This window comes from Thioalkalivibrio sp. ALE12 (assembly GCF_000381105.1).
Classification (GTDB): domain Bacteria; phylum Pseudomonadota; class Gammaproteobacteria; order Ectothiorhodospirales; family Ectothiorhodospiraceae; genus Thioalkalivibrio.
Window position 1 is genome coordinate 165,624 of sequence record NZ_KB905907.1, and the last position, 23,555, is coordinate 189,178.

A 23,555-nucleotide genomic window follows, 5' to 3' on the forward strand; every position below is an offset into this window, starting at 1 on the left:
AGTCCTGGTGGCCCGGAGCCGAACACCTTCCTCCGCCCCCTCGCATCCCCTCCGAACGATTTCCACCGGTTCTCCAAGCGGTGTGACCGATGACGGATATCCCTTTGTCTGTGCAGGTTCGCGTGCCTGTTCTATAGCGATCCGACCGCACCGATGTGTATGCGCGCTCGGCGACGGGGTAGCATGATCCCATTCGCGTCGCGCGGGAGAAGCGATCGTGCTGTTCTGGCTTACGCTGGTGCCCTTCCTGCTGCTGTTCGCATGGCTGGTGCCGTTGCGCCGCCCGGCCTTCGAGGCCGCGCCGCTCGCCTATCTCGCCACACTCGTGCTGGCCGTCCTGGTCTGGGAGGTATCGGGCCCCGTGCTGGTGGCCAGTCTGCTGGACGCCGCGGTCGTGTTCGTGGAGGTCCTGCTGATCATCGTACTGGCGCTGCTGGTGCTGAACGTGATGATCGGTACGGGGCACATGAGCGCGATCCAGTCGGTGATCGCCAGCGTCTCGCGCGACCACCGGGTACTGGCCATGCTCCTCGGCTGGGGGCTGGTCAGCTTCGTCGAGGGCATCGCCGGTTTTGGCACCCCCGCGGTGCTGGCCGCCCCGCTACTGGTCTACTTCGGGATGCGGCCGCTAAAGGCCGTCGCCATCGCCCTGATCGGCAACAGCACCGCCGTCCCTTTCGGTGCGGCCGGCACCCCCGTGATCATCGGCTTCGCCGGCCTCGGCCTGGATGCGGAAACCACCCGCTCCGCGGTGCTGCAGACGGCCGTGATCCACACCGCTCTGGCGCCGTTTGTCACGCTGTTCATGGTCTGGGTCGCCACCCTGGGCGAGGAACGCGGGCGCTTCCGCGCATTCGTGCCGTTCGCCGTTCTGTCGGCCCTGGCCTTCGGCATCCCGTACCTGCTGGTTGCCTGGCTGGTGGGGCCTGAGCTGCCGTCCATCATCGGGGGCGTGGCGGCCATGGCGATCATCGCCCTGGCGGCCCACCGCGGCTTCCTGCTGCCCGGCCACGAGCGACGGGAGGAAGTCGAGCAGGCCCCGGTCGGACGCGTCCTGCTGGCCTTCGTCCCCTTCGCGGTAATGGCCGTTGCCCTGATCGCGTCGCGGACCATCATGCCCCTGCGCGAGGCCCTGCAGTCCGTGCGCTGGTCGCCCGGGGCGTTTCGGGAGATCGAACTCGGCCAGAGCCTGACCCCGCTGTACACCCCGTATTTCTACTTTGGTCTTGCCCTGCTCACCGCCCTGGTGCTGTTCCGCGTGAGCCGCCCCACGCTGGCCCAGGCCGTCGCCGCCACCTGGACCAAGCTGCGCGTCGCCGCGATCGTGCTGGCCTTTATCATCGCCCTCACCCAGCTCCTGCTGACCTCCGGCCACAACGCGGCCGGCCTGCCGTCGATGCCACAGGTCCTGGGCCAGGGGCTGGCGGAGATCCTGGGCGGCACATTCGTGATGTTCAGCGCCTTTATCGGCGCCATGGGCTCGTTCATGACCGGCAGCGCCACCGTCTCCAACCTGTTGTTCGCGCAACTCCAGGCCGATACCGCCGACGCCCTGGGCATGGCGATTCCGACCGTGCTGGCTCTGCAACTGATCGGTGCCGGGGTGGGCAACATGATCTCGCTGCACAACATCGCCATGGCGGCCGGGGCCGCCGGGCTGCAGGCCCGCGAGGGTCAGGTGATCCGCGAGACCATCGTCCCGGTCATCGTGGTGTGCGTCGGCGCGGGCCTGCTCGCCCTCGCCTGGTAGCGCCCGTCCGGCGCCTGCGCCGTGGCCCCGTGGCTCGGGGCTGGCGTCGCCGGCCACACTCCTGTACACCGGGGGGCGGAACCCCACACCCCGGAGATCGCATGTTCGCCAAGCCGCTTCTTCTCGCCGCCCTGCCACTCGCCGCCGTAATGGCATCCCCTGCCTGGGCAGCCGAGGACACGATCCAGCAGATCCTGGAGGCCAAGGCGGCCGCCTGGGAGGCCGGGGACGGCGAGGCCTGGGCGCGCGACTATGCGGAGGATTCTGGAGTGGTCAATCTGGTCGGCACGCGCTTCGAGAACCGCGCCGGCAATGCCCGGCGGCATACGGAGCTTCTGCAGGGCCCCTTTGTCGGCACCTCCCTGGATGTGGACGTCCAGGACATCACCCTGCTGAGTGAAGACACCGCCTTCGCCGAGGCCCGGTTCCGGGTCTCCGGTATCGAATCCATGCCCGAGGGCCTGCCGGACCACGGCGACGGGGAACTGCACACCCGCATGAGCTTCCTGCTCGAACACGACGAACACCACGGCTGGCAGATCCGGTTCGGCCAGAACACCGCGGTGCACCGGTAGACCGGGCCCCGGTCGCGAACGCCTCAACGGCTGGCGTGCTCACCGGGTACATCCCGGCCAGGGGGATCCCGGCGCTCTTCCAGCAACCGCTTCAGACATTTCAGATCGTCTTCCACCGCGCGGCGATCGGCCCGGAACTGCTCGTCCGTCGTCCCCGGCTGGCGGAACAGGCTGAACACGAACTCGCTGCCCGCTCCGTTCGGCAGCACGCGCATGGGGTTGTGGATCACCGCGCCGGTGGGCAGCTCGACCTCATGATCCAGCACCCCGAACGGGTTGGCCGGGGCAAACCGCAGCGTGACCGTGCCCACGGGGCCGTCGACGACCCACGCATCCCCCGCCTGCCGCACGCTTGAACGCGCCAGCCCCGCCGCCCATAGCGGCAGGTTTCTCGGGTCGCACGCGAAGGCGTACACGTCCTCGGGCGCTCGCGCGATCGAGGTCGTCAGATGGACCACCTCGGCCAGGTGCGGCCCGCGGACGTCCACGTCACCGACCTTCGTACGCGCGAACGAGCGCCGCGATGTCGAACTTCTTCATCTGCAGGAATGCCTGCGTGACCCGGGCCAGCGCCTCGGGGTCACCCGGCTGCATCAGCTCGTCCAGCACCGCGGGCACGATCTGCCAGGACAGGCCGAACTTGTCCTTCAGCCAGCCGCATTCCACCGCCTGCCCGCCATCGGCCGTCAGCCTGTCCCAGTAGTGGTCGATCTCCTGCTGGGTATCGCACTTGACCACGAACGAGATCGACTCGTTGAACGGGAACAGCGGACCCGCGCTGATCGCCTGGAACTCCTGCCCCAGCACGAAAAAGGTGACCACCTCCACCGAGCCGGAGGGGGTACCCTCCAGGGTGACCGAACGCTCGACCCACGAGTTCTCGAACACCGACGCGTAGAACTCGGCCGCCTCCCGAGCCTGGTGGTCGAACCACAGGTGCGGAACGAGTTTGTGCCGAATGGTTGCCATCATGCACCTCCCGCAAGGCCCGGGCCCTGCTACTCTGAGGTCACCCCCAAGTATTGGCTCCCTGTTCGAAGCCTCCCCGATAGGAGCACCCGACACAGAAGCGATGGCCATTAGGGAGACACTGACTGAGTGGCGCATTCGCGTTGGTACCCCAGGTTTTCCGAGACAAGGCGCGTCGCGCAGCGGGTAGTGGATCTACCCGCAAGCGGCGCAACGCAGGATCGGGGAACCTGGGGTGCCAACCCCGAAGGGGCTCGGCCGCCCGTTTTTGATCAACAACGGGCGCGCACGGCGTTGCGGTTCCCTTGTGCAGAATGACTGCACGGCAGTCACCGCGCCTTGTTCGCACGCAAGAGCGACTCGAGCGCGAACGCGCCACTCAGTCAGCGTCTCCCTCAGGGCTTGCATAACCACCCAGGCCGCGTGCCGGGACACGACGGTTGCGCCCAGCTCCTCCAGACGCGAAACCTCCGCGTCGATCGAATCGGAGTCGATATCCAGATGCGCCCGCGGCGCGTGATCCACGCGCTGGATGATGACCTGGAGCTCCCCGGGCGGCGTGACGAGCTGGATAAAACCGCTGTCGGCATCGAAGTCTTCGGGCATCGGGTAGCCCAGCGCCCCCGCCCAAAAACGTGCCTCGGAAGCCAGATCCTGCGTCCGGCAGTCGATCACGATATTGCCCAATCGGCTTCTGTGCACGGCACCCTCGCATCGGCGCGGTACGACCCGCGGCCGTCCGCCCCGAGGTTCACGCTTGCGCAGCGCAGCGGGAGAACACGCGCGCCTGCGTGTCCTCCCGCTCGGTCAGCCTGGCTTGCAGGCCAGGCCGTACTCGAAGGTGTGGATCTTCACCCCCTCGGGGAAGGCCGCCTTCAGCCGCCGCTCGAACTCGGCGTAGATCTCGGCCTTGTGCTGCTGGACGTCCCAGTCGCGGCTGTCACAGTCGACGCCCTCGACGTCGAGTTCCATGTTGAACTCCAGATCCGGGGCCATTTGTACGCGGATTCTCGGCATGTCGATTCTCCTTCCGGTTCGGGGCCCTACAGAACGGGCACGAGCAGCAGCGCCATGATGTTCAGCACCTTGATGAGCGGGTTGATCGCGGGCCCCGAGGTGTCCTTGTAGGGGTCGCCGACCGTGTCGCCGGTCACCGCGGCATGGTGCGCTTCCGACCCCTTGCCCCCGTGATGTCCGTCCTCGATGTACTTCTTCGCGTTATCCCAGGCGCCGCCGCCCGCGGTCTGCGAGATCGCCACGAACAGCCCGGTCACGATCGTCCCGATCAGCAGCCCCCCGAGGGCCTCGGTACCCAGGAACACGCCGACCAGAACGGGGACCAGCACCGGCAGCAGCGAGGGCACGATCATTTCGCGGATCGCCGCGCTGGTGAGCATATCCACGGCTCGAGTGTAGTCCGGCTTCGTGGTGCCCTCCATGATCCCGCTGATCTCGCGGAACTGGCGCCGCACCTCGTTCACGATGCCGGAGGCCGCGCGGCCGACCGACTCCATGGTCATCGACGCAAACAGGTACGGGATCAGGCCGCCGATAAACAGGCCCACGATGACGTTCGGGTTGCTCAGCTCGAAGTTGTGCCCACCCCCGGTGTAATGCACCAGCTCGTGGGTGTAGTCGGCAAACAGCACCAGTGCCGCCAGGCCCGCCGAGCCGATGGCATAGCCCTTGGTCACGGCCTTCGTGGTGTTGCCCACCGAATCCAGCGCATCGGTGGTATCCCGAACCTCGGAGGGCAAGTCGGCCATCTCCGCGATGCCACCGGCGTTGTCCGTGATCGGACCGTAGGCGTCCATCGCCACGATAATCCCGGTCATCGACAGCATCGTGGTCGCGGCGATCGCGATGCCGTAGAGCCCGCCAAAGGCATAGGCCACCAGGATGGCGGCGCACACCGCCAGCACCGGCGCGGCGGTCGCCTTCATCGACAGCGCCAGACCGGCAATGATGTTGGTCGCATGGCCGGTCGTGGAGGCCTCGGCCAGATGGCGGACCGGCCGGAAGACCGTGGAGGTGTAGTAGTCCGTCGCCACCATGATGACGCCGGTCAGGACCAACCCCACCAGTGCCGCCCCGTACAGGCGCAGCGCGGCCCCGCTCTCGATCCCCATGCTGTTGGCCAGCGCGGTATCCGGAACCAGCACCAGGGTAATGGGCAGGAATGCCACGGCAGCCAGCCCCCCCGAGACGATTAGTCCCTTGTAGAGCCCCCGGATAATCTCGGAACCCTCGCGCGCCTTGACCACGAAGGTACCGATGATCGAGGCCAGGATCGCGCCGCCACCCAGCACCAGCGGATACACCGCGGCCATCAGCCCCAGCTCGGGAATCAGCAGCGTGCCCAGGATCATCGTCGCGATGATGGTCACTGCATAGGTCTCGAACAGGTCCGCGGCCATCCCGGCGCAGTCGCCCACGTTGTCGCCCACGTTGTCGGCGATCACCGCCGGGTTCCGCGGGTCATCCTCCGGAATACCGGCCTCGACCTTGCCCACCAGGTCCGCCCCGACATCCGCGCCCTTGGTGAAGATGCCACCGCCCACACGGGCAAAGATGGAGATCAGCGAACCGCCCAGGGCCAGCCCGACCAGGGGCGAAAGTCCCACATCGCCCCCCTCCGGTGTCAGCCACCAGAGCACGGCGAAATAGCCCGCCACCCCCAGCAGCCCGAGCCCGACCACCAGCAGGCCGGTCACCGCGCCCCCGCGGAAGGCCACATCCATCGCCGCCTCCAGGCTCGACTTCGCAGCCGCCGCCGTGCGCACATTGGCGCGCACCGCCACATGCATGCCAATGAACCCGGCGGCCCCGGAAAGCACGGCACCGATCAGAAACCCGACCGCGGAGCCGATGCCGATCACCAGCCACAGCCCTACGAACAGCACCACCCCGACCACTGCAATGGTCGTGTACTGCCGCTTCATGTAGGCCGAGGCGCCTTCCTGGATCGCGCGGGCGATCCGCCGCATCTCGTCGGTACCCTCCGATCGCGAAAGTACCCAGCGGATGGACAACAGACCGTAGACCAGCGCGACAACGCCGCACAGCAGCGCAAACACGAGGCCGGAAAGTGGCATGGACATGAGCTCCCCCTTCGATACGTCGTGACACAAACTCCTCCGGCGCAGCGGGCACCCGCGACGTTCAAGAAGAACGCGCCAGGCGCGACGCCACCGCCCGGGTCAGGCCCGGACATCCGGTTTGTGCAGCCCGGTCGTGCCTGCGCGCGACCGGTCGTCGAGGCGCGCGGCGGCCGCTGGCGCGGGCGTACAGCCTCGACAAACGTATCGGGGGATGGTGGGTCGGCCGGGAGATCACTCAGTGACCGGACCGCAAAAACCCCTTACAATGCTAGGGAACTTACGTGGTGCGATCCCGGCCGTCAAGCCATGCAGCCATCAGGGTTTTCGGAACCTGCGCCGACATTACCGTTCACAAAGAGCGTTGCTCGCGCACGACCGGGCCCGATTCGTCCCGCGGCCACACCGCGTATCCGATTCGCCGCATACAGGGACGCGGGCACGCAAGCGTGGAAGTCGCGTAAAATCCGCCACTTTCCAACTGACGCAAGCCCCTACTCGCAGGCCTTCCCATGACCAGTGCCCAACCAGCCACCCCGAACTGCTACTTCTGCCGGGTATCCGCCGGCCTGGCCGACCCGCTGATCTACGAGAACCGCTCGTTCGTCGCCCTGTTCGACACCAATCCGGTCAACCCCGGGCACGCACTCGTCATTCCCCGGCGCCACGTGGTCTCCCTGTTCGACCTCGACGACACCGAACAGGCGGACTACTTCGACGCGCTTCACGGCGTGCGCCGGGTCATCGAAGCCACGGACCTGGAAAAGCTGTACCGCAACATGCGCGTCCGCGAAGACCTGCGCGAGCGCCCCAAGGACCACATCGACAACGTCCTGGACCTGCCCTTCCTGGGCAATCCGCCCGATGCCTATACCGTCGGCAACAACGACGGCCGCATGGCCGGGCGCAGCATCGACCACCTGCACGTGATCCTGCTGCCGCGCTACGCGGGCGACGTCGAAGACCCTCGCGGCGGCATCCGCAACGTCATCCCGGATCGCGCGAACTACCACCGCCATGCCCACCCGGGCGTACGCACCGACACGGCCTGAACAACGCCAATGCCATGCGCGTGGCACGCCTCCACCAACCCCTCGGCGCAGTCGCCTGGCTCGCACTGACCGCGGCATCGTTGGGTCTGCCGACGGCCAGTGCCAGCGGGGACGAGGACCTCGGTGCACGCATTGCCCAGGAAGGCAACGACCGCGGGGCGACCGCCTGCATCCAGTGCCATGGCGAACAGGGTCAGGGCCAGTCGCAGCCGCCGTTCCCGCGCCTGGCGGGGCTGCCGGAGCAATACCTGGTGGAGCAGATGGAGGCCTACCGGGACGGCCTGCGCCCGAACGCCACCATGGCGCGGATCGCCCAGCACCTGAACGACGAAGAGATCGAAGCGATCAGCCGGCACTACGCGGAGATGGAACCGGCGGGCGGCCCGCATGACGTGCCGGGCGATCTGGCGGAACGAGGGCGCGAGATTGCCCTTGCAGGATTGCCGGAACGCAACGTCCAGTCCTGCGCCTCCTGCCATGGGGACGAAGGACGCGAACGGAACCCCAGCCTGCCGCCGCTGGCCGGCCACCCGCCCCGCTATCTGATGGCACAGCTCCAGGCCTATGTCCACGGCGCGCGCGAGACGTCCCTTGCCGGCTTGATGCAGGGCATCGTGAGCGAACTGGAAGAGGAAGAAATGGCGGCACTCGCGGCCTACTACGCCTCCCTGCCGGCCCGCGGCGAGTAACCAGAGCTCGAGGCAACCTGTCCATTCGGCCTGGCACTACCCCGCTTCCACCGCCCCCGAGGCCGGATCAAACACCCATGGTTCGTCGCCGAGGCGGAACCGAAGAGTTCCCTCCACCCAGCCCAGCGCCTCGTAGCGTTGCGCCTCCGGATCCAGCTCCCCGTGGTGCTCAACACGCACTGGGATCGCATTCGCTTCCACCGAGTCGCCCAGCGATTCGCGATCCACGACCGTCAGGGTACGGTTCCCTGCAGGTCCTTCCTGCGCGAACACCACATGGCGCCCATCGTCGCTCCAGGGCCCGATCGTGACGCGGCCCCCGTACTGAAACGCCGCCGGGCTCGCCGCGCCGCTGTCCGCCCGCACCAGCCAGCCGGCGCTGTGGGCCGCACCGCTGGTGACCACCGCTACCCAGGCATCGTCCGGGGATGCCCTGGCCTCCCGGAATCGCGTTGTCGCACCGAAGGCGTTCTGCGCGTCCACCTGGATATCGCCGGGCAGGTCTTCAATGCCAAGGAGCGTGGCACCCTCCGCCGTCCGAACAGACGCCTCACGGATGTCGAGCGGCGCCGGAACGGACGCCTCGCCGTACCCGGACGGATGCTCTTCCTCCCCCCACGGCGTGCAACCACTGATCACGAGCAACGTGACCACCACACCCGCGGCGACCCGGGGCGCGAAGCGTCGAACCGAGCGGCCGCGTCCAGGCCAGAACGCGCCCACGCCCGACCGCTCCGCCAGCACATCCTCGCGTTCTCGACTGTTCGCGCGCTCCCGCATCACCTCTCCAACGACACGCACCTGCACCCGCATCTGATCGATGGCTTCCCCCACATCGATGCTCGAGGCGTGGGCCTGGTGGGCCAGTGGCAGCTCATCCGTGCCGTAACCAACCTGTTGGCTCGGCGGGACAACTGACCTGCGACAGGGGCACCTTCTCGCCCGGTCACCGCCTACTGGACTGACCTCGTCCCGCGGCAGCCGGGATACTGCGTGCACCCCCAGAACTCCTGCCCCATATTGGAGCCCCGACGGGCCTTGCGCTTCACCATGGCGCTGCCGCACTTCGGGCAGTCCGGAATAGCCGGCGCCGCGTGTCGCTCACGCAAACCCTCCACGTGTGCTCTGCGGGTCTGGCGCGAACGCTCGAGTCCGCAATTCTCCAGCGTTGCGAGCATGGCGTGGACCTCGTCTTCGCTCCACACCTCATCCCGGAATGAGCGGATGTAGCTCACCAGCCCCAGCCCATGGACCACGTTGTCCGGCATCCGTGTCTTGAAGGTGCTGCCACCGACGAAAACCACTACCGAGTGAATCTGCTCCGGGTCTACCCCCAGCGCCTCGGCTACCGCGCGTTCATGGCGATAGTTCTGGCGCAATGGATTCTGGAAACGGAACGACCGGCGGTAGATCTTCTGTGTCCACTGGGCCTGGCGCTCACTCCCGAAAATCCAGCCCCGCATATTCTTCGTCTCGATGACGAAGACCCCGAACCGCGACACCAGCACATGATCGACCTGCGTAGTCCCGTCCGCGGTCTGGAGCATAACGTCGTGAACCACGCGGCCGGACTTTCCATCCAGGCCAACCGCCAGGATCAGGCGAACCCACAGCTCGCCAAGCCAGCCCTTCACCTTTGGAAACCGAGCGATTGCAACCAGCGCCGCCAGTACCCAGGCCCACCAGAACTGCAGAGCCGCGTTGACCAATACTGCGCCCAGATCGATATCCATCTCGATTTCCTGCTCCGCTCCAAGGATCCCGCATCGCCGACTGCGCGGGATCAACGAAATCGCGGCTGTCCTCTCGTCGCTCTTCCCGCCGAGACCGTTGTCCTCAAATCAATATGGGACAGGGCCCCACTCCCGGCGCAACCGCGTCAGTGTCGGATCGAATTGGCAGCCAATCCGCCGGTCCACCTGCTCGAAATGGCGTGTCAGTTCCGGCATGGCCTGGCGCAGCTTTTCGACTTCGTCCGGAGGAATTTCCGGATCCCCCTCCTCCAGGCAGATTCGCGCCAGGTCATAGCCCCAGGCCTGACCGAAGTAGTTCACCTTGTGGTGATCACAAACGTCTTCCGTACCCCGCGCTACCTGCATCAACTGCCGCGTGAACTCATCGTATTGCCGACGCTTGATGGCACATTGCTCGCCCCCACCGGGCGCGCCCGCGACACCGTCGGCCACCGACTCCGGCGCGACCCCCGTCAGGGTCGGGTCATACTCGCCGTCCAGAACCGCGGCCAGCAACGCGTCCGCCGTCTCGCCAGTCTCCAGCCATTCCTCGGCAGCCGCAGCCAGCTGACCGCGTTCCTCGTGAAGCTCACTGTACTGCTCCACAGAAGCTTGGACCTCGTCATCGAGACGCCAGTAGGCCTCCAGGGATGGTCGCGCGTCCCGGTTCAGTTCCGCTTCGCACCGCTCTTCCATCCGCCAGGGATCGTTCTCCCATGCGCGGCGCCCATACTGTTCAAAGCAGTACCCCAGCGCCGACCGGGTAATCGTGTCGTCTATATCCGGGCCCGTGAAGGGTGGGCGCACTTGCCACCGGCTTTCCAGTTCATCCCGGAGATCGTCTTGCTGCCTTACCAGCGCTTCGTAATGCGCGCGCCGACGATCCAGCTCTTCATCCTGCCGCTCCAGGGCCACCCGCACCCGCTCACCGTCACCATCCAGCCTCGCATCATTCCGAGCGATGGCGGGCTCCTCGTCGCCGTCTTCCGTCCTGGTGTCCGCAGCCAGCTGCTCCCCGCTCTCTGCCTCCGGCTTTGACGCTGACTCCGAATCCGGCGCCTCTATTTCCACCTCTGCCTGCGCCTGCCGGCTCACCGGCACCAGTCGAGCGGCCTCCGGATACGCCTCCAACAGCTCTTCGTAGCGCGCCTCGGGGGCGTCCGACTCTTCAATGCGGTCCACCATGCGCTCGAACACCGCCTCCCGCAGTGGCGTCGCGGGATAGGTTTCGAGAAACTCCTGATACGCCTCCAGCGTGTCGCGCTCCCGATACGGCGCGAAATCGTCCTCATCGCCACGAGGTGCCAGCTCCAGGTGAATCGCGATGGGCTCGCCCCCCATAGCCGACGTGGGCTGTTGATGAAGCTCCGAGTCGTGATACCCCTCCTTGCGCGCCAGGAAGTACATCCCGGACCATCCCTCGGACCGCGAGGTCGTCAACCGGAAAGGCGTGGTCGTGTAGTGATAAAGGCGATCCGGACGATCGCCCCGATAGATATCGGCTCCCGGCGGATCCGACGTCAACACATACTGGGTAGGCCCATGCTGGGGTCCAGCGCAACCCGCCATGGCCCCGACCAGCCATAGCCCAACCGCCGCCAACCCTACCCGCCTCAGCCCCATGATCATCCTGCCGCTCCCTGACCCGTCGCCCAGGCCAAGCGAGCCTGAGCCAGTCCTACCGAATATGCCAACGGCATCTTCGGAGCCTGCCTTTGGCGAGACGCATTTGTAAGCAATCCTGAGTGCCCTCTTCCCTGCCCCTCAACTAGCAGCCACCACCCCCGCCGCCTCCGGGGCCTCCACCGCCCCCGGCGCCTCCCGACCCCCCAACGCTTTCTTCCAGCCACATGGCCATGTGGCTAGCGATTGCGATCGCGGCCACGGGGAGGGGCCGCGACGCCTCGACGAACCAGCCGCGTTCGGATAAAAACCCCGTCTTCGGGTCGAATGTGGCGACAGGCCCTTGGGCATCGTAAAGGGTATAGGCGAAATGGTAATGCCAGTCCGCCTGCTGGCCATTTAACACGTAACCGACATCACGCAAGCGAAATCCGCCACTCAGGGTCTTGCGATCTTGGCTGTTTTCCTCGATGCGGGTCACCGTGCCAGCTCCCGCTCGCCACTCCCGTTGACGCCGGGGCATCGAACCAAAGAAACTGACCTCCTGCCGCAGGGTTTTCAGAATCCCACAGTCCGAGCGTCGTGCCAGCCGCATACGGGTCGTGGCGAAGTGCAGTTCGGGTTCCCCGAACAAGGCTGCGAATGTCCCGGGCGGGCGTCGAAGTCGCGCGATCGTGGTGCCGGACCTGTTCAGTTCAGCGACCGTGCGGCCATCGTTCTTGCCCACAAACGGCAGCCGCTTCAGGGACGACAGCAAGACAAACTCCAGCGCCCCCTCCACCGTGGTCTGTTCGCCCGGAGGTGGCGCGGTCCCGGTTCCCGATCCGGTTCTCTTGCCCGGGGTCCCAGCGGAGGAACGATCGATCGATTGCCAACGACTAGCTGGTCCAAAACCACGCTTTGCCATGCTGGGCTCCTTTCCCTGCGTTGAGACCGAGGTCAAACCTCGCTAACCGCCGGTTCTCGCGAGCAAGAATGATGGGTACCCTGTTCTCGCCCACCCCTGAAACCTAGACAGCCCGCCTCAGACCGTCAAGAAATCATGCGTGTCCGCTATTTGCAGCCACACGCCTTTGTAAGCAATCCTGAGTTCCTCTTTTTGCTATTTTTTCTCTGGCTTTTACCTTGGGGGTACTCGAATCACATCGAAGCCAACAGCGTCCGGGGCTAGTCGAAGGGAGATTGCCAGGCGAAAACCGCCGACTCTGCTTGCCCGGGTCGCCTCAGGCACAGATGCAGTTCCTGATCATTGCGCCATTGCATGGCGTAGACGGCACCGCTGAGTAGTTGCACGGGCTCGGCATCGACAGCCGTCAGCCAGGTATGCGACAGCCCACCCCAGCTTCCGCGCAGCTCGCGAACCACGTAGGCAAGCTGCGTCTGGTCGGGTGACCAGGCGTGGTCGGATACCATCAGCGAGCGCGTACTCCAGCGAACGGGTCGATGTTCACCCAGCACGCGACCACCCGATAGTTCCAGCCTGATCAGGCGCGGATCCACCTTCTTGACTTGCTCCTTGCCCAGTTGGGTCCAGTCATCCTGATACGGCGCCTGAAATCGCCAGTGACCGATATCTTCGGCACCACATGCAGCGGTATCGGCACGTTCCATTCGATCAGGCCGGTCAAGGTCGATTGCGTGAACCACAGCCGGTCGTTGCTGGCCACGCGGTTTCACTCTCAACGATGCGGAGGACGGCTGTACGGGCGTCGCCTCGTTGGCGTCGGGAGGCAACACACCGGTCAGGAGGCGTTGTCCATCACGACTCCAGCAAAGCTTGTCGATTCGTGGTGCGGCGGTTGCCGCGTCACCGCTGCTGTCGCGCCCATCGGGTTCCGGCAGATGGCGGATGCCAGTGTCCAGATCGAGCAAGGCCAGCCGATGCTTGGGAGGTGCATTTTCACCGCGATTGGTCCATAGCCAGAACGCCAACCATTGCCCATCGGGCGAATAACTCAGCGGCAGATGATCGCCGCAATCGATGCCCTCGGTACCGGCTACCATCTCACCGCCGGTGCTGGCAGGTTCAGTGTTCGGGTGACATCCTCCCAGGCCAACAATCAGCAAACCGCCCAGTGCCAGCCCCGCCAACGCCCGTTCGAAACACCACATAGACAACTCCACCAAAAGCCCCCGGCCACAAAGCCGCCCTGAACGGCGTGCGTGACTCTCGAAAACATGCGCTCAAGTAGCTGGCGCCTTCCTGCGGCACCCACTTCTGTTGCTACATCGCCATTTCCCTGGCTCCGCTACGTTGGGTCTCGGCTTCGCCGGATCAATCTTACCCAAACAAGACATCATAGGTGTCCTCTTCTTCCCATCTTCGACCTGGCCCGACAGCCCGGCCGGAGAACGCGGCGCCGCGCCCCGGTCAGGCCAGTAGACGCGCCCCAGATCTTGGGTATGCTGCAAGCCTAGCCCCGGCTATCGCTCGCGATCGGCAGCGGCCGGGATTCCGGCACCCGCACGGGCGTCGGGGCGCGTCCCGAACCACGCGGCGCCGCATCCCGATGTCGCGTGCGTTAACCAGGAGCCTCACCGTCATGGGCATGGCCTGTTGTGCACCGCACGGCGCGAACGCCGGCATCAACCCCTGCCACTGTGGCGCGGCCCATACCCAGGCGGCCCTCCGGCGCATCGAGGCCGACCTGAACCGGCGCCAGTTCCTCGGCGGTGCCGCCGCCGTGCTGGGCATGTTCGCGGGCTTCGGCCTCGCCCCGCGCGAGGTCAAGGCCGGTGAACCCGGGCAACCGCTGCTACTCACCCACCTGCGACTGTTCGACGGCGAGACCCTCGAGATGCGCGAGGACGTGGACATCCTGATCGAGGACGGCCGCATCGCCACGCTGCCCCGGCGCGGCGAGGGCCCGACCGCCGCACGCACCATCGACTGCGGCGGGCGCGCGGTCATCCCCGGCCTGATCGACGCCCACTGGCACAGCACGCTGGTCGGGGTTAGCCAGATGACCGCCATGACCGCGGACATCGGCTTCCTGCACCTGATGGCCGGGCGCGAGGCCGGCGCGACCCTGATGCGCGGCTTCACCACCGTGCGCGATCTCGGCGGCCCGGCCTTCGGCCTGAAGATGGCCATCGACCGCGGCGCGGTGGCCGGCCCGCGCATCTTCCCCTGCGGCGCGATGATCTCCCAGACCTCCGGGCACGGCGATTTTCGCCAGCGCCACGAGTTGCCACGCATGCCGAGCACCCCGCCGAATTACATCGAGAGCAGCGGTGTCGCTGCGATCGCCGATGGCGTGGACGAGGTGCTGCGCCGCACCCGGGAACAGCTGATGCAAGGCGCCAGCCAGATCAAGATCATGGCCGGGGGCGGCGTCTCCAGCCTGTACGACCCGCTGGACACCGCCCAGTACCTGGAAGAGGAGATGCGTGCCGCCGTGCGCGCCGCCGCCGACTGGGGCACCTACGTATGCGCCCATGTCTACATACCGCAGGGCATCCAGCGCGCGATCCGCGCCGGGGTGCGCTCCATCGAGCACGGCCAGCTCGCCGACGAGGAGACGGCGCGCATGATGGCGGACGCCAACGTGTGGTGGAGCATCCAGCCCTTCCTGGACGACGAGGACGCCAACCCGAAAACGGACCCCGTCTCCCGGGCCAAGCAGCTCCAGGTGAGCGCGGGCACCGAGCGCGCTTTCGAACTGGGCCGCCAGTACGGCGTGCCCATGGCCTTCGGCACCGACATCCTGTTCAGCCCCGAGGGCGCCGCCAGCCAGGGCCGCCAGCTGGCCAAGCTGACCCGCTTCATGTCCCCGCTGGAGGCCCTGCACATGGCCACCGGCGCGGCCGGCCAACTGCTCGCCCTGTCCGGCGACCGCGCCCCCTACCCCGGCCGCCTCGGCGTCATCGCCGAAGGGGCCCTAGCCGACCTGCTCGTGGTCGATGCCGACCCGGCAACCGGCCTGGACTGGCTGGATGCACCCGCCGACCACCTGGACCTGATCATGAAGGGCGGCAGCATCGTCCGGAACCAGCTGGACCACACTCGATAGATCAATATCCGCCGGTCCGCCTCATATTCCATTCTCCGGATCGCCACTACCCGCCATGGAGTCATGCACGAATGATCGAGAGAATGTTCACCACCAGCCGGCTGCTGGTACTGGTGACGGTCGTGGTCAGCACCATCGCGGCTCTCCTGCTTTATGCCGCCAACGTATACATCGTGTTCAATATCGTGGTCGATTTTGTCCAGCAGGTTCCCAGCTCGGTCGATGAGGGCAAGAGCCTGGCGGTGAGGTTCCTGAAGGTCCTCGACATGCTGCTCATCGCTGTGACTTTCCAGATCATCGCGGTTGGCTTGTTTCGGCTGTTCATCAAGCCGGATTCCGGCAGCAAAAGCAGCTTGCTCTCCGTGTTGGAGATCCGGCATTTCCACGACCTCAAAGTCACGATCATTCAGGTCGCGATCGTGATCCTGGTGGTGCTTTTTCTGGAGCAGGCAGTGGAGGTTGGCGCATCACTGGAAACGCTCTACTACGGCCTCGCCATCGCGGTGATCATCGCCAGCGCTGTGTTTGCGTTCCGGAATATGACACATCGCGGGGACTGACTCACCGAACGCACAAACCATGTGACTCCCTAACGTCGGCCTCACGCTCGTGCCGCCAAACGCTCAATCGGGTCTGTGCCAGCAAGTAACCTGAGGTCTATCCCGTACACGCCAGTCTGGGGCTCGCGGCTGCCAGCCAGCGCCGGCTGCCACTAGCCATATACCGTACTCGAGGACGGCTATCCGCCATGATGCTCTCTCGCCTTCGCCGATGGTTCAGTCGCGTGGGCGACAACAAACATCTGCCACCCAGCGACCCGCCTCCATCCAACAAAGAGTTCGCCAACAGCCCTCGGGAACAAGAACACGACGGCATGGAGCAGCTTCTCTCGGAACGAGAGCTCTCCTCGCGCTACTGTGCGGGCCTATTCGAAATAGGGCTCGATTCCCGGGACGAGCCCTCCCCGGAAGAACGAGCCTGGCTGCGTGGCCTCCGCGACCGGCTTATGGAGAATGCCACCTCATTCAGTGCCAAAGTGCCGCGGCTTCCCCGAATCGCACCCCGGCTCATGGCCACGCTGCGCGACCCCGAGCAATACCGGTCAAAAGAGATCGCGAAAATGCTGGAAAGCGATCCGGTTCTGGCCGGAAACATGCTCAAGGTCGTCAATAGCCCGTCCGTACGCCCAACCCGGTCTGAGATTTTGAGCATCGAACAGGCCGTTACGATCCTCGGCAATCAGCGCATGAGGGAAGCAGTCGCAGCGGCCATCGTAAGCCCCATAGCCCAGTTCGAAAGGGACAATCGTCTGAGCCCCGCGGGGATCCAGAAAATCTGGCCAGAAACGCTGCAAACGGCCATGAATGTCAAAATTGGTGCCCAGCATTTAGGCGGAGGGTGCGAAGGATTCGCACTCTATCTATCCGCCCTGGCACATAGCAGCGGACTCATGGTTCTTCTGCGGGAACTACAAACACTCAGCGCATCCACCCTCTCCCGAGGCTTCATCGACGAGTTCGAGGGACTGACACGCAACGTCTCTGTTGCCATCGCTCGCCACTGGGAGTTCGATGAAAGCGGTGTTCAATTGCTTCAGGCCTGGGCCAAATCAGATCGTTCTACGCTCGAATCCGCACTCCTAATGGATGCCATCGGATTCACTCGAATCAACAACCTGTGCAACCGCGGCGAACTGGAATCCGGTTCCTGTAAGGTCTTCCGCAAGACCCTGCCCCGCTATGCGAACGAGTGGACACCCGAACCAAGTGCCAGATGACGCCAAAGGCGGACCACAGCGGGTTCCATTCGCGCGGCCCCAAGTCGCATGCCCCAACCCCCTACCCTTGTTTTCTTCTGGTTTTAACATATGCTTGTAAAAAGCCCGTGGGCCTGCCGCTGCGAGTCAGTGGGCACCGAACGCCATGGTCTGGGGGAGCATTCCTGTCGCTCCCAGCAAGGAGACACCGCCATGAACATCCGCTTCACCCTTGCCCTGCTGTTCCTGATCTCGCTTCCGCTCGCCGTTAGCGGCTGCGCATCCACCTCCCAGCCGAACACACCGGAAGCACTCGCTTCCGAAGATGCGCTCGCCCAGATCCTGTTCGATTACGAGGCGGACGCCTTCACCGCCTACAACATGCGCCGCAACGGCACCGTCGATATCACCTTCGCACGCGACGTCCCGGACGGCCTGTACAGCCAGATGGTGGATGACCTGCGAGCCCACCCGGACATCCGCAACGTCCGCTCGGCACGCACCGGCCCCGCCTGCGGCCTGTTCTAGCCCAATGCGTCGGTGCCCCCGGGCGCCGGCGCTATGGGCGCACCGACCCACGAAGCCACATCGCATCAATCCAGGCTGTCTCCATCGTCTGTCGCAAGAAATCATGGCTGTCCCTTTCTTCGGTCCCCTTCCTGGCTCGCGTCATCTCCGGACCCTCCCTGGTCCATGCACTCCCCCTGAAACCTAGACAGCCCGCATCAGACCGTCAAGAAATCATGGGTGTCCTCTTCTTCTGTCAAGAAATCATGGGTGTCCTCTTCTTTCCCCATTTCCGAGCCTTCAGCCTGCTGGAGCATCTGAATCTGCATCGCAACAGCGGCAATGCCCTGAGACATAGTTAATAGAGTGCCCTTAGAAGGCCCGCCGAAGAATCCCATACCCCCTCCTTTGCATATAACGCTTTGCACAGCGGCGCGAGGAACGAGCGTCCGGCGCCGTAGGCGCGAACTGCTGCAACTTGTTATGAATTTACAACCCCCTGGATGAACAAGTACGCGCCTACTGTATAAGCTAAGATTTGTAGCCAAAAAAAGCCCCACGTAACCGGGCCGCTCCATTTCGCCATGAAAGTGTTGAAACACCCTCCGTCCTTGATCTTCTTCGCGGTGTAACGGTAATCAAGGAGCCGCGATACAGTTGCTGCACAGCCAAGCGCTGCCGAAACAGACCACAAAATAATTACACAATCCAGAGGCACCGCATGAGAAGCACCTTCCCCTAGCTTCAGGTTGATGGCATAGGCTAATGACGCAACTGCAAATCCAAGGAACAGGTTGATCGAAAATGACAACTGTGTGATGCGGTAATTCTGCCACCGCACGTATCGTTCTTTCTGGTCCTGGTTCATGGGCTCCCTATGCATAACGCCCGGCTTTGCGGCGTGCCGGAGCGCAGCGTAGGCACGTCCGACAACAGCCGATTGTTATGCCAACCCTCTTGACTACGCTACACAGGTGCAAATAGTGTTCGAGGTGAAATTTTCGACTCAAGCGCATTTAGGATTTGCTGTAGTTCAACTTTTGCTTCGGCCTGTAACCCCAAGCATTGGCCAATCCCATCTGCATCTGTACTCAGCCGGCTTTCCATTGATATTGCATATTCTGATGATTCTTGCTCAGAAATGCTGTAAGCATGAAAATGCATAGGGTCGCCAATCTTTGCTGGACTGCTTAAATGCGCAAAATTGAACCCCTTTGTCATATAATCCAATAAGTTATCCTGGACGATCAAAACAAGTTTTTTATTCACATGCTCGAACGTGTGAATTTTATGGTGCATCTGAACCAAAATAGTCTTTGCCGTCATTTTCCAGTTCATGCCAAAAGACTTTTTGGAATCCTCACCATTTCCTTCTTGGTCTATATCCAAGTCTTTCAGAAGGCGCTGCCGTTCAGGCCAAACTGTGCCAGATGTATCAAGTGTTTGTAGTTCAATTCCGACGAAATCCTTCACCTTTCCGCTTTTTACAGAAACCAAGAAGTAATCAACGCTACCGCCTGGAATTGATACTTCCGGGACAATATGCAACTCATTTCCCGGCTCATGCGTAGTCAATAAGTGAAGGCAATCAGTAAATATCTTACGTTTGTCAATTAACCGCGTAGGGCAAATAATGATTGGATTCTCTTCTCTGCCATACAAAACAGTACAAGTTCCAATCGAAATTTCCGGATTACTTTTTCTAACCTTGTAACAGGTCTTACCTAGAAATGGGCATTGTTGCTCATCCACAATAGTCTGCCAGTTTTCGTTGGCGACTTTAGTGGAATGGCCAAATAGTTCCAAAACCTTACTCATAAAAGCGACCAACTCCGTTCTTCTGACATATCAAGATATTGTTTGGATATATCAATACCAATGGATTTCCTATTTAGCTGTTTCGCTACCAAAAGAGTCGTTCCGGTGCCACAAAACGGGTCTAACACAATTCCATCTTCTGGGCATGTAGCTAAAATGGGAATCCTGCACAAATCCTCTGGGTACGGCGCAAAATGCGCATCTCGTTTTTGCGTATCCTCTGGAATAATGTCCCATACATCTGTTGGTTTGCTTCCCTTTGGATGGTATTTAAGGAAATAAAAACCCTTGTCCCGAAGCTCTTTTGCACGGCCAGAAACCTTCTCTTTGTCCGAGTGCGTAGATCGCTGTTGCCCCCGAATAACCATTCTAAAGTCTGACAGCCTGCCTTCTGCAACATCAGATAATACGCTATCTAGGGCTTCACGAGCCAATAACTTTTCTTCATCGCTTAACGCTGTTGATAATTCTATTTGTCGCTTGTAGCGGACTCCTGAAACACCTGTTGCTGAAACTACCGCCCCGTTTACAACCTTTGTTTGGCGAGATTTAGATCTTATCGAGTCAGCGTCATAGTAGTACTTATTTTTTTTAACAAAATGAAATACATTCTCATGAACATTGCCAAGGCGATCTTTAGTGTTGTCCATACCGCTCTTTACTTTGTTCCATATGACGCTATTCCTAAGAATCCATCCTTGGTTATCGGTAAGCTCAAATGCCACACGCCAAGGAATCCCAAGTAACTTCTTGGCTTTGTACGAGTCACCCATGTTGAGCCAGAACGACCCATCATCTTTTAGAACACGCTTTAGCTCTAGAAAAATAGCGCATAAATCTTTAACGAAGTCTCGATAATCCGACTCTAAGCCAATCCCGCCGTTGTCGTACTCTCTTTTGCCCCAGTAAGGGGGTGAGGTTACTACACAATCTATTGATGAATCTGGGAGTTCTTTAAGAACACCCAGTGCATCACCAAGCATCAGCAATGGCGATGTCGTTGAACTGCTCTTGTACTCTTCAAGTCTCTCCGAGAAACCATTTTCGATAATTCCTCGTTCACTAAGAAAAGGTGATTCTTTTGCTTTCTGCATAATTCTCTCTGTTAAAGCCATTTAGGCCGGAATCTATTCTTTGCCTCAAAGGGGCATAACAGTGATTGGGTAGCGCGCACGGATATGAAATGAACGTGCGCGCGTGTTCATTCGGATATTGGACCGTGGCAGGAATCCGGGATTCTCCCCGATAATCCGGTTCTTGCGGTTGTTCGGTGCGACCTACGCCGTGGATATCTCGCAGGGCCGTTGCGCCACATGGCAGGTTACTGTATAGCTAGACAGTATACTGTTTGAGTGGAGGCGTGGCATGGACGCCACTTCGAAGGGACTCCGGTTGATGGAGAGGGTACGGACAACGCTGCGCACCCGGTGGTACAGCCCGCGGACGGAAAAGATGTATTGCTACTGGATTCGGTACTACATTTGGCGATGAACGCGACGTACTGGCATTTGCCGTTTCGCAGGGGTAAGCGCTGCCGAGGAAATATCCCAACGCAGCACCGCGCTGGCTTCGCAATGGATAAGGGCGCCGAGCCGACCGGAAAATCACGGACGCGCCCTTCCCCGCGTTTTTGCTTATTTGGTATGGCACGCAGGTGAACAGTAAAAGCAACCGTCCACGTTCGCGTAGTGCCTGCGAGCCTCACGAATGGCTGACTGACAAGTGCTGTGCACGCCAAGGTCAATATAGTCCCGCGGGTAATGCACGCATCCACGTTTATGCACTTCGCGCTCACCGGACGACTGAGGGTTTTTGTTTACGCAATACCGGCCCATAGTAGCCTCCACATCAGTTAACTCGGCAACGTAACAGTGCACTCGCCTGCCTCACCGCTGACGGTATTGTTAGCGACGAAGTCCGACTTCTTTTAGTCGGATTGCCATGGTGGCAATTGAGACGCAAAAGGTTGAGGCCAAGGGTTCGAAGCGATCTCCGCCGAAAGACGAAGCACCTGCAAGGGCGGCCGCATATTCCAGAGAGTCGTCAACAGCCTCCATCAGCTGCCCAGGATTCCCCGGGCTCAGGAAGAACGCGGTAGTATCGTTCAAGCGGAATTGGTCGATATCTCCAAAACGCTGACGGAAGTGTTCGAGAAGCAATTTGCTCGGGACGCAGAAGCAGGCCGCGTAGTAATCAGCTTCACGCTCCATGGGTATACGAGTGCGATTGCGTGCAGGATAGCCTTCAATCGGTCGATCACGATGCATATGCGTATGGTCAGGATGAAGCTGCCAGTGCCCGACCTCATGGGCACCGGTAAATCTCTCGACGGTTAATCCGAATTTTGTAGAGACCGAAATGCGCTCCCGATTTCGATCGATCGACCCCGCCACCTCATATCGACCTTGAGGTCCTCCGAAACGGCCAAGATCTGGAACGCGGTCGTACTGAAACCCCAAGATTTGGGATGCAACGGACGCACTGAACAATTGTGGCAGGGGCGGAATCGGTTCATTTCCCCACAGGGTATTTCGGGAGCGCCAGATCTCCTTCTGAAGGTCCCTCGCCTGTTGTTCAATCCGCTGCTTATTCATAGCTCACCTAAGGCGTTAATTCATATAGAGGTTCCGATTCATGGAAGATTGCTCCTAAACGCTCAATCCCAACTCAACGCCCCACCCGTTTGATACTCCGTAACCCGCGTCTCAAAGAAGTTCTTCTCCTTCTTCAGATCGAGCACCTCGCTCATCCACGGGAATGGGTTGTCGGCCCCCGGGTACAGCTCGGCCAGGCCGATCTGGGCGCAGCGACGGTTGGCGATGAAGTGCAGGTATTCCTCGAACATCTGCGCGTTCATGCCGAGCACGCCACGCGGCATGGTGTCGCGGGCGTACTGCGCCTCGAGCTCCACGGCATCCGAGATCAGGGTGCGCATCTCGTTCTTGAAGTCTTCGGTCCACAGGTGCGGATTTTCGAGCTTGATCTGGTTGATCACGTCGATGCCGAAGTTCATGTGCATGGACTCGTCGCGCAGGATGTACTGGAACTGCTCGGCCACGCCGGTCATCTTGTTGCGCCGGCCCATGGAGAGGATCTGCACGAAGCCAACATAGAAGAAAATGCCCTCGAACACGACGTAGAAGGCGATCAGTTCGCGCAGCAGCTTCTGGTCCGCCTCCGGCGTACCGGTGCGGAAGTTCGGGTCCGCCAGGTGCTTGGTGAACGGCAGGGCCCACTCCGCCTTGGTGGCCACGGAGGGCACCTCGCGGTACATGTTGAAGATCTCGCCCTCGTCCAGGCCCAGGGATTCCACGCAGTACTGGTAGGCGTGGGTGTGCAGCGCCTCCTCGAAGGCCTGGCGCAGCAGGTACTGGCGGCACTCGGGGTTGGTGATGTGGCGGTACACGGCCAGCACCAGGTTGTTCGCCACCAGCGAGTCGGCGGTGGAGAAGAAGCCCAGGTTGCGCTTGACGATGGTGCGCTCGTCCTCGGTCAGCCCATTCGGGTCCTTCCACAGGGCGATGTCCGCGTTCATGTTGATTTCCTGCGGCATCCAGTGGTTGGCGCAGCCGTCCAGGTACTTCTGCCAGGCCCACTTGTACTTGAAGGGCACGAGCTGGTTGAGGTCCGCGTGGCAGTTGATGATCTTCTTGTCATCCACGCGGATGCGCTCGGCACCCATCTCCAGGTCTTCCAGGCCGGTGCCGGTCAGGGCGTCTTCGTTCGGCTCGGCCAGCGGCTGGCCGGCGTTTTCCGGCTCCGGCGAGACGCTGGGCGCGGCGCCGGCGGTGCTCATCAGCGCTTCGTTCTCCTGAAAGCCCATGCCGGGGCGGACGGCGGGTTCTTTCTGGCCTTCGCCTTTGATGGCTGCGATCGGATCGTCCCAGGAAAGCATAGTGTCCCCTCTTGTTTTCGGTGGCGGCCCGACGCGGTGGCCGGGCCTTTTGTTCAGTGCGTTGTGATCAGTGTGTG

General features: G+C 62.3%; 23 protein-coding genes and 1 pseudogene. 8 read left to right on the forward strand and 16 right to left on the reverse strand.

Going from position 1 to position 23,555, the window contains the following annotated elements:
- The first annotated feature begins 217 nt into the window (after positions 1 to 217).
- Both F614_RS0106840 and F614_RS0106845 read left to right on the forward strand, forming a co-directional pair.
- A complete protein-coding gene (locus tag F614_RS0106840) occupies positions 218 to 1,750 on the forward strand; it encodes an L-lactate permease (protein WP_019558576.1) in 1,533 nt (510 codons plus the stop codon).
- Positions 1,751 to 1,851: 101 nt separating this feature from the next.
- Positions 1,852 to 2,325, forward strand: a complete 474-nt coding sequence (locus tag F614_RS0106845; protein ID WP_018877625.1) for an SgcJ/EcaC family oxidoreductase — start codon at positions 1,852 to 1,854, stop codon at positions 2,323 to 2,325.
- A gap of 23 nt (positions 2,326 to 2,348) precedes the next feature.
- Here the strand turns inward: F614_RS0106845 and F614_RS0106850 are convergent, their stop codons facing one another.
- The 5 genes and pseudogenes from F614_RS0106850 to F614_RS0106870 all read right to left on the reverse strand — a co-directional run bounded on the left by F614_RS0106850 (position 2,349) and on the right by F614_RS0106870 (position 6,395).
- Positions 2,349 to 2,813, reverse strand: a complete 465-nt coding sequence (locus F614_RS0106850; RefSeq protein ID WP_018877626.1) for an SRPBCC family protein — start codon at positions 2,811 to 2,813, stop codon at positions 2,349 to 2,351.
- A gap of 1 nt (position 2,814) precedes the next feature.
- A complete protein-coding gene (locus F614_RS0106855) occupies positions 2,815 to 3,294 on the reverse strand; it encodes a VOC family protein (RefSeq protein WP_019558577.1) in 480 nt (159 codons plus the stop codon).
- Positions 3,295 to 3,693: 399 nt separating this feature from the next.
- A pseudogene (locus F614_RS15080) lies at positions 3,694 to 3,996 on the reverse strand (VOC family protein); the annotation flags it as partial.
- Positions 3,997 to 4,101: 105 nt separating this feature from the next.
- The gene (locus tag F614_RS0106865; RefSeq protein ID WP_018866071.1) at positions 4,102 to 4,290 is read right to left on the reverse strand and encodes a hypothetical protein; all 189 of its coding nucleotides are present in this window, start codon (positions 4,288 to 4,290) and stop codon (positions 4,102 to 4,104) included.
- A 47-nt stretch (positions 4,291 to 4,337) separates the two neighbouring features.
- The gene (locus tag F614_RS0106870; protein ID WP_019558579.1) at positions 4,338 to 6,395 is read right to left on the reverse strand and encodes a sodium-translocating pyrophosphatase; all 2,058 of its coding nucleotides are present in this window, start codon (positions 6,393 to 6,395) and stop codon (positions 4,338 to 4,340) included.
- A 509-nt stretch (positions 6,396 to 6,904) separates the two neighbouring features.
- Here F614_RS0106870 and F614_RS0106875 point away from each other — a divergent pair.
- Together F614_RS0106875 and F614_RS0106880 are read left to right on the forward strand one after the other, a co-directional pair.
- Positions 6,905 to 7,444 carry an HIT family protein gene (locus F614_RS0106875; RefSeq protein WP_018866069.1) on the forward strand — a complete coding sequence of 180 codons (540 nt, stop codon included), beginning with the start codon at positions 6,905 to 6,907 and terminating at the stop codon, positions 7,442 to 7,444.
- Positions 7,445 to 7,458: 14 nt separating this feature from the next.
- Positions 7,459 to 8,133 (forward strand): c-type cytochrome, encoded by a 675-nt coding sequence (locus tag F614_RS0106880; RefSeq protein ID WP_018876333.1) that lies wholly within the window; start codon positions 7,459 to 7,461, stop codon positions 8,131 to 8,133.
- Between the two features lie 36 nt (positions 8,134 to 8,169).
- Here the strand turns inward: F614_RS0106880 and F614_RS0106885 are convergent, their stop codons facing one another.
- The 5 genes from F614_RS0106885 to F614_RS14970 form a co-directional block, all read right to left on the reverse strand.
- Positions 8,170 to 8,913, reverse strand: a complete 744-nt coding sequence (locus F614_RS0106885; protein WP_038037278.1) for a hypothetical protein — start codon at positions 8,911 to 8,913, stop codon at positions 8,170 to 8,172.
- Positions 8,914 to 9,086: 173 nt separating this feature from the next.
- On the reverse strand, positions 9,087 to 9,866 hold the full coding sequence (locus F614_RS0106890; protein WP_019558581.1) for a nuclease-related domain-containing protein: 780 nt from the start codon (positions 9,864 to 9,866) through the stop codon (positions 9,087 to 9,089).
- A gap of 108 nt (positions 9,867 to 9,974) precedes the next feature.
- Complete coding sequence (locus tag F614_RS14895) at positions 9,975 to 11,273, reverse strand: hypothetical protein (protein WP_231378033.1); 1,299 nt, start codon at positions 11,271 to 11,273, stop codon at positions 9,975 to 9,977.
- 361 nt (positions 11,274 to 11,634) lie between these two features.
- Positions 11,635 to 12,270: a hypothetical protein gene (locus tag F614_RS0106900; protein WP_019558583.1), complete on the reverse strand. Its 636-nt coding sequence runs from the start codon at positions 12,268 to 12,270 to the stop codon at positions 11,635 to 11,637.
- A gap of 386 nt (positions 12,271 to 12,656) precedes the next feature.
- Positions 12,657 to 13,601 (reverse strand): hypothetical protein, encoded by a 945-nt coding sequence (locus F614_RS14970; protein ID WP_231378034.1) that lies wholly within the window; start codon positions 13,599 to 13,601, stop codon positions 12,657 to 12,659.
- Positions 13,602 to 14,032: 431 nt separating this feature from the next.
- Here F614_RS14970 and F614_RS0106910 point away from each other — a divergent pair, with 431 nt between their 5' ends.
- From F614_RS0106910 to F614_RS0106925, 4 genes are all read left to right on the forward strand, one after another.
- On the forward strand, positions 14,033 to 15,502 hold the full coding sequence (locus F614_RS0106910; protein ID WP_019558585.1) for an amidohydrolase family protein: 1,470 nt from the start codon (positions 14,033 to 14,035) through the stop codon (positions 15,500 to 15,502).
- 83 nt (positions 15,503 to 15,585) lie between these two features.
- The gene (locus F614_RS0106915) at positions 15,586 to 16,062 is read left to right on the forward strand and encodes a YqhA family protein (RefSeq protein WP_019584045.1); all 477 of its coding nucleotides are present in this window, start codon (positions 15,586 to 15,588) and stop codon (positions 16,060 to 16,062) included.
- 188 nt (positions 16,063 to 16,250) lie between these two features.
- The gene (locus F614_RS13950; protein ID WP_231378035.1) at positions 16,251 to 17,279 is read left to right on the forward strand and encodes an HDOD domain-containing protein; all 1,029 of its coding nucleotides are present in this window, start codon (positions 16,251 to 16,253) and stop codon (positions 17,277 to 17,279) included.
- A 192-nt stretch (positions 17,280 to 17,471) separates the two neighbouring features.
- Complete coding sequence (locus F614_RS0106925) at positions 17,472 to 17,786, forward strand: hypothetical protein (RefSeq protein WP_017940341.1); 315 nt, start codon at positions 17,472 to 17,474, stop codon at positions 17,784 to 17,786.
- A 197-nt stretch (positions 17,787 to 17,983) separates the two neighbouring features.
- Here the strand turns inward: F614_RS0106925 and F614_RS0106930 are convergent, their stop codons facing one another.
- From F614_RS0106930 to F614_RS0106945, 6 genes are all read right to left on the reverse strand, one after another.
- Complete coding sequence (locus F614_RS0106930) at positions 17,984 to 18,163, reverse strand: hypothetical protein (RefSeq protein WP_019558588.1); 180 nt, start codon at positions 18,161 to 18,163, stop codon at positions 17,984 to 17,986.
- An 83-nt stretch (positions 18,164 to 18,246) separates the two neighbouring features.
- Positions 18,247 to 18,633, reverse strand: coding sequence for a hypothetical protein (locus F614_RS14825; protein ID WP_155986835.1), 387 nt, complete (start codon positions 18,631 to 18,633; stop codon positions 18,247 to 18,249).
- A gap of 98 nt (positions 18,634 to 18,731) precedes the next feature.
- The gene (locus F614_RS14425) at positions 18,732 to 19,583 is read right to left on the reverse strand and encodes a NotI family restriction endonuclease (RefSeq protein ID WP_081619692.1); all 852 of its coding nucleotides are present in this window, start codon (positions 19,581 to 19,583) and stop codon (positions 18,732 to 18,734) included.
- A complete protein-coding gene (locus tag F614_RS14430) occupies positions 19,580 to 20,677 on the reverse strand; it encodes a site-specific DNA-methyltransferase (protein WP_196800284.1) in 1,098 nt (365 codons plus the stop codon). Before F614_RS14430 ends, F614_RS14425 begins: the two co-directional genes overlap by 4 nt.
- A gap of 810 nt (positions 20,678 to 21,487) precedes the next feature.
- Complete coding sequence (locus F614_RS14445) at positions 21,488 to 22,177, reverse strand: ImmA/IrrE family metallo-endopeptidase (protein WP_081619694.1); 690 nt, start codon at positions 22,175 to 22,177, stop codon at positions 21,488 to 21,490.
- Between the two features lie 62 nt (positions 22,178 to 22,239).
- Positions 22,240 to 23,478: a ribonucleotide-diphosphate reductase subunit beta gene (locus tag F614_RS0106945; RefSeq protein ID WP_018137604.1), complete on the reverse strand. Its 1,239-nt coding sequence runs from the start codon at positions 23,476 to 23,478 to the stop codon at positions 22,240 to 22,242.
- Positions 23,479 to 23,555: the final 77 nt, after the last annotated feature.

Bases quoted from the DNA above. Each gene is read 5' to 3' on its own strand.
- F614_RS0106845 (WP_018877625.1), top strand. From the start codon at position 1,852: ATGTTCGCCAAGCCGCTTCTTCTCGCCGCCCTGCCACTCGCCGCCGTA.
- F614_RS0106855 (WP_019558577.1), bottom strand. From the start codon at position 3,294: ATGGCAACCATTCGGCACAAACTCGTTCCGCACCTGTGGTTCGACCAC.
- F614_RS0106865 (WP_018866071.1), bottom strand. From the start codon at position 4,290: ATGGCCCCGGATCTGGAGTTCAACATGGAACTCGACGTCGAGGGCGTC.
- F614_RS0106870 (WP_019558579.1), bottom strand. From the start codon at position 6,395: ATGTCCATGCCACTTTCCGGCCTCGTGTTTGCGCTGCTGTGCGGCGTT.
- F614_RS0106875 (WP_018866069.1), top strand. From the start codon at position 6,905: ATGACCAGTGCCCAACCAGCCACCCCGAACTGCTACTTCTGCCGGGTA.
- F614_RS0106880 (WP_018876333.1), top strand. From the start codon at position 7,459: ATGCGCGTGGCACGCCTCCACCAACCCCTCGGCGCAGTCGCCTGGCTC.
- F614_RS0106885 (WP_038037278.1), bottom strand. From the start codon at position 8,913: ATGCGGGAGCGCGCGAACAGTCGAGAACGCGAGGATGTGCTGGCGGAG.
- F614_RS0106890 (WP_019558581.1), bottom strand. From the start codon at position 9,866: ATGGATATCGATCTGGGCGCAGTATTGGTCAACGCGGCTCTGCAGTTC.
- F614_RS14895 (WP_231378033.1), bottom strand. From the start codon at position 11,273: ATGTACTTCCTGGCGCGCAAGGAGGGGTATCACGACTCGGAGCTTCAT.
- F614_RS14970 (WP_231378034.1), bottom strand. From the start codon at position 13,601: ATGTGGTGTTTCGAACGGGCGTTGGCGGGGCTGGCACTGGGCGGTTTG.
- F614_RS0106910 (WP_019558585.1), top strand. From the start codon at position 14,033: ATGGGCATGGCCTGTTGTGCACCGCACGGCGCGAACGCCGGCATCAAC.
- F614_RS0106915 (WP_019584045.1), top strand. From the start codon at position 15,586: ATGTTCACCACCAGCCGGCTGCTGGTACTGGTGACGGTCGTGGTCAGC.
- F614_RS13950 (WP_231378035.1), top strand. From the start codon at position 16,251: ATGATGCTCTCTCGCCTTCGCCGATGGTTCAGTCGCGTGGGCGACAAC.
- F614_RS0106925 (WP_017940341.1), top strand. From the start codon at position 17,472: ATGAACATCCGCTTCACCCTTGCCCTGCTGTTCCTGATCTCGCTTCCG.
- F614_RS0106930 (WP_019558588.1), bottom strand. From the start codon at position 18,163: ATGGGATTCTTCGGCGGGCCTTCTAAGGGCACTCTATTAACTATGTCT.
- F614_RS14825 (WP_155986835.1), bottom strand. From the start codon at position 18,633: ATGAACCAGGACCAGAAAGAACGATACGTGCGGTGGCAGAATTACCGC.
- F614_RS14425 (WP_081619692.1), bottom strand. From the start codon at position 19,583: ATGAGTAAGGTTTTGGAACTATTTGGCCATTCCACTAAAGTCGCCAAC.
- F614_RS14430 (WP_196800284.1), bottom strand. From the start codon at position 20,677: ATGCAGAAAGCAAAAGAATCACCTTTTCTTAGTGAACGAGGAATTATC.
- F614_RS14445 (WP_081619694.1), bottom strand. From the start codon at position 22,177: ATGAATAAGCAGCGGATTGAACAACAGGCGAGGGACCTTCAGAAGGAG.
- F614_RS0106945 (WP_018137604.1), bottom strand. From the start codon at position 23,478: ATGCTTTCCTGGGACGATCCGATCGCAGCCATCAAAGGCGAAGGCCAG.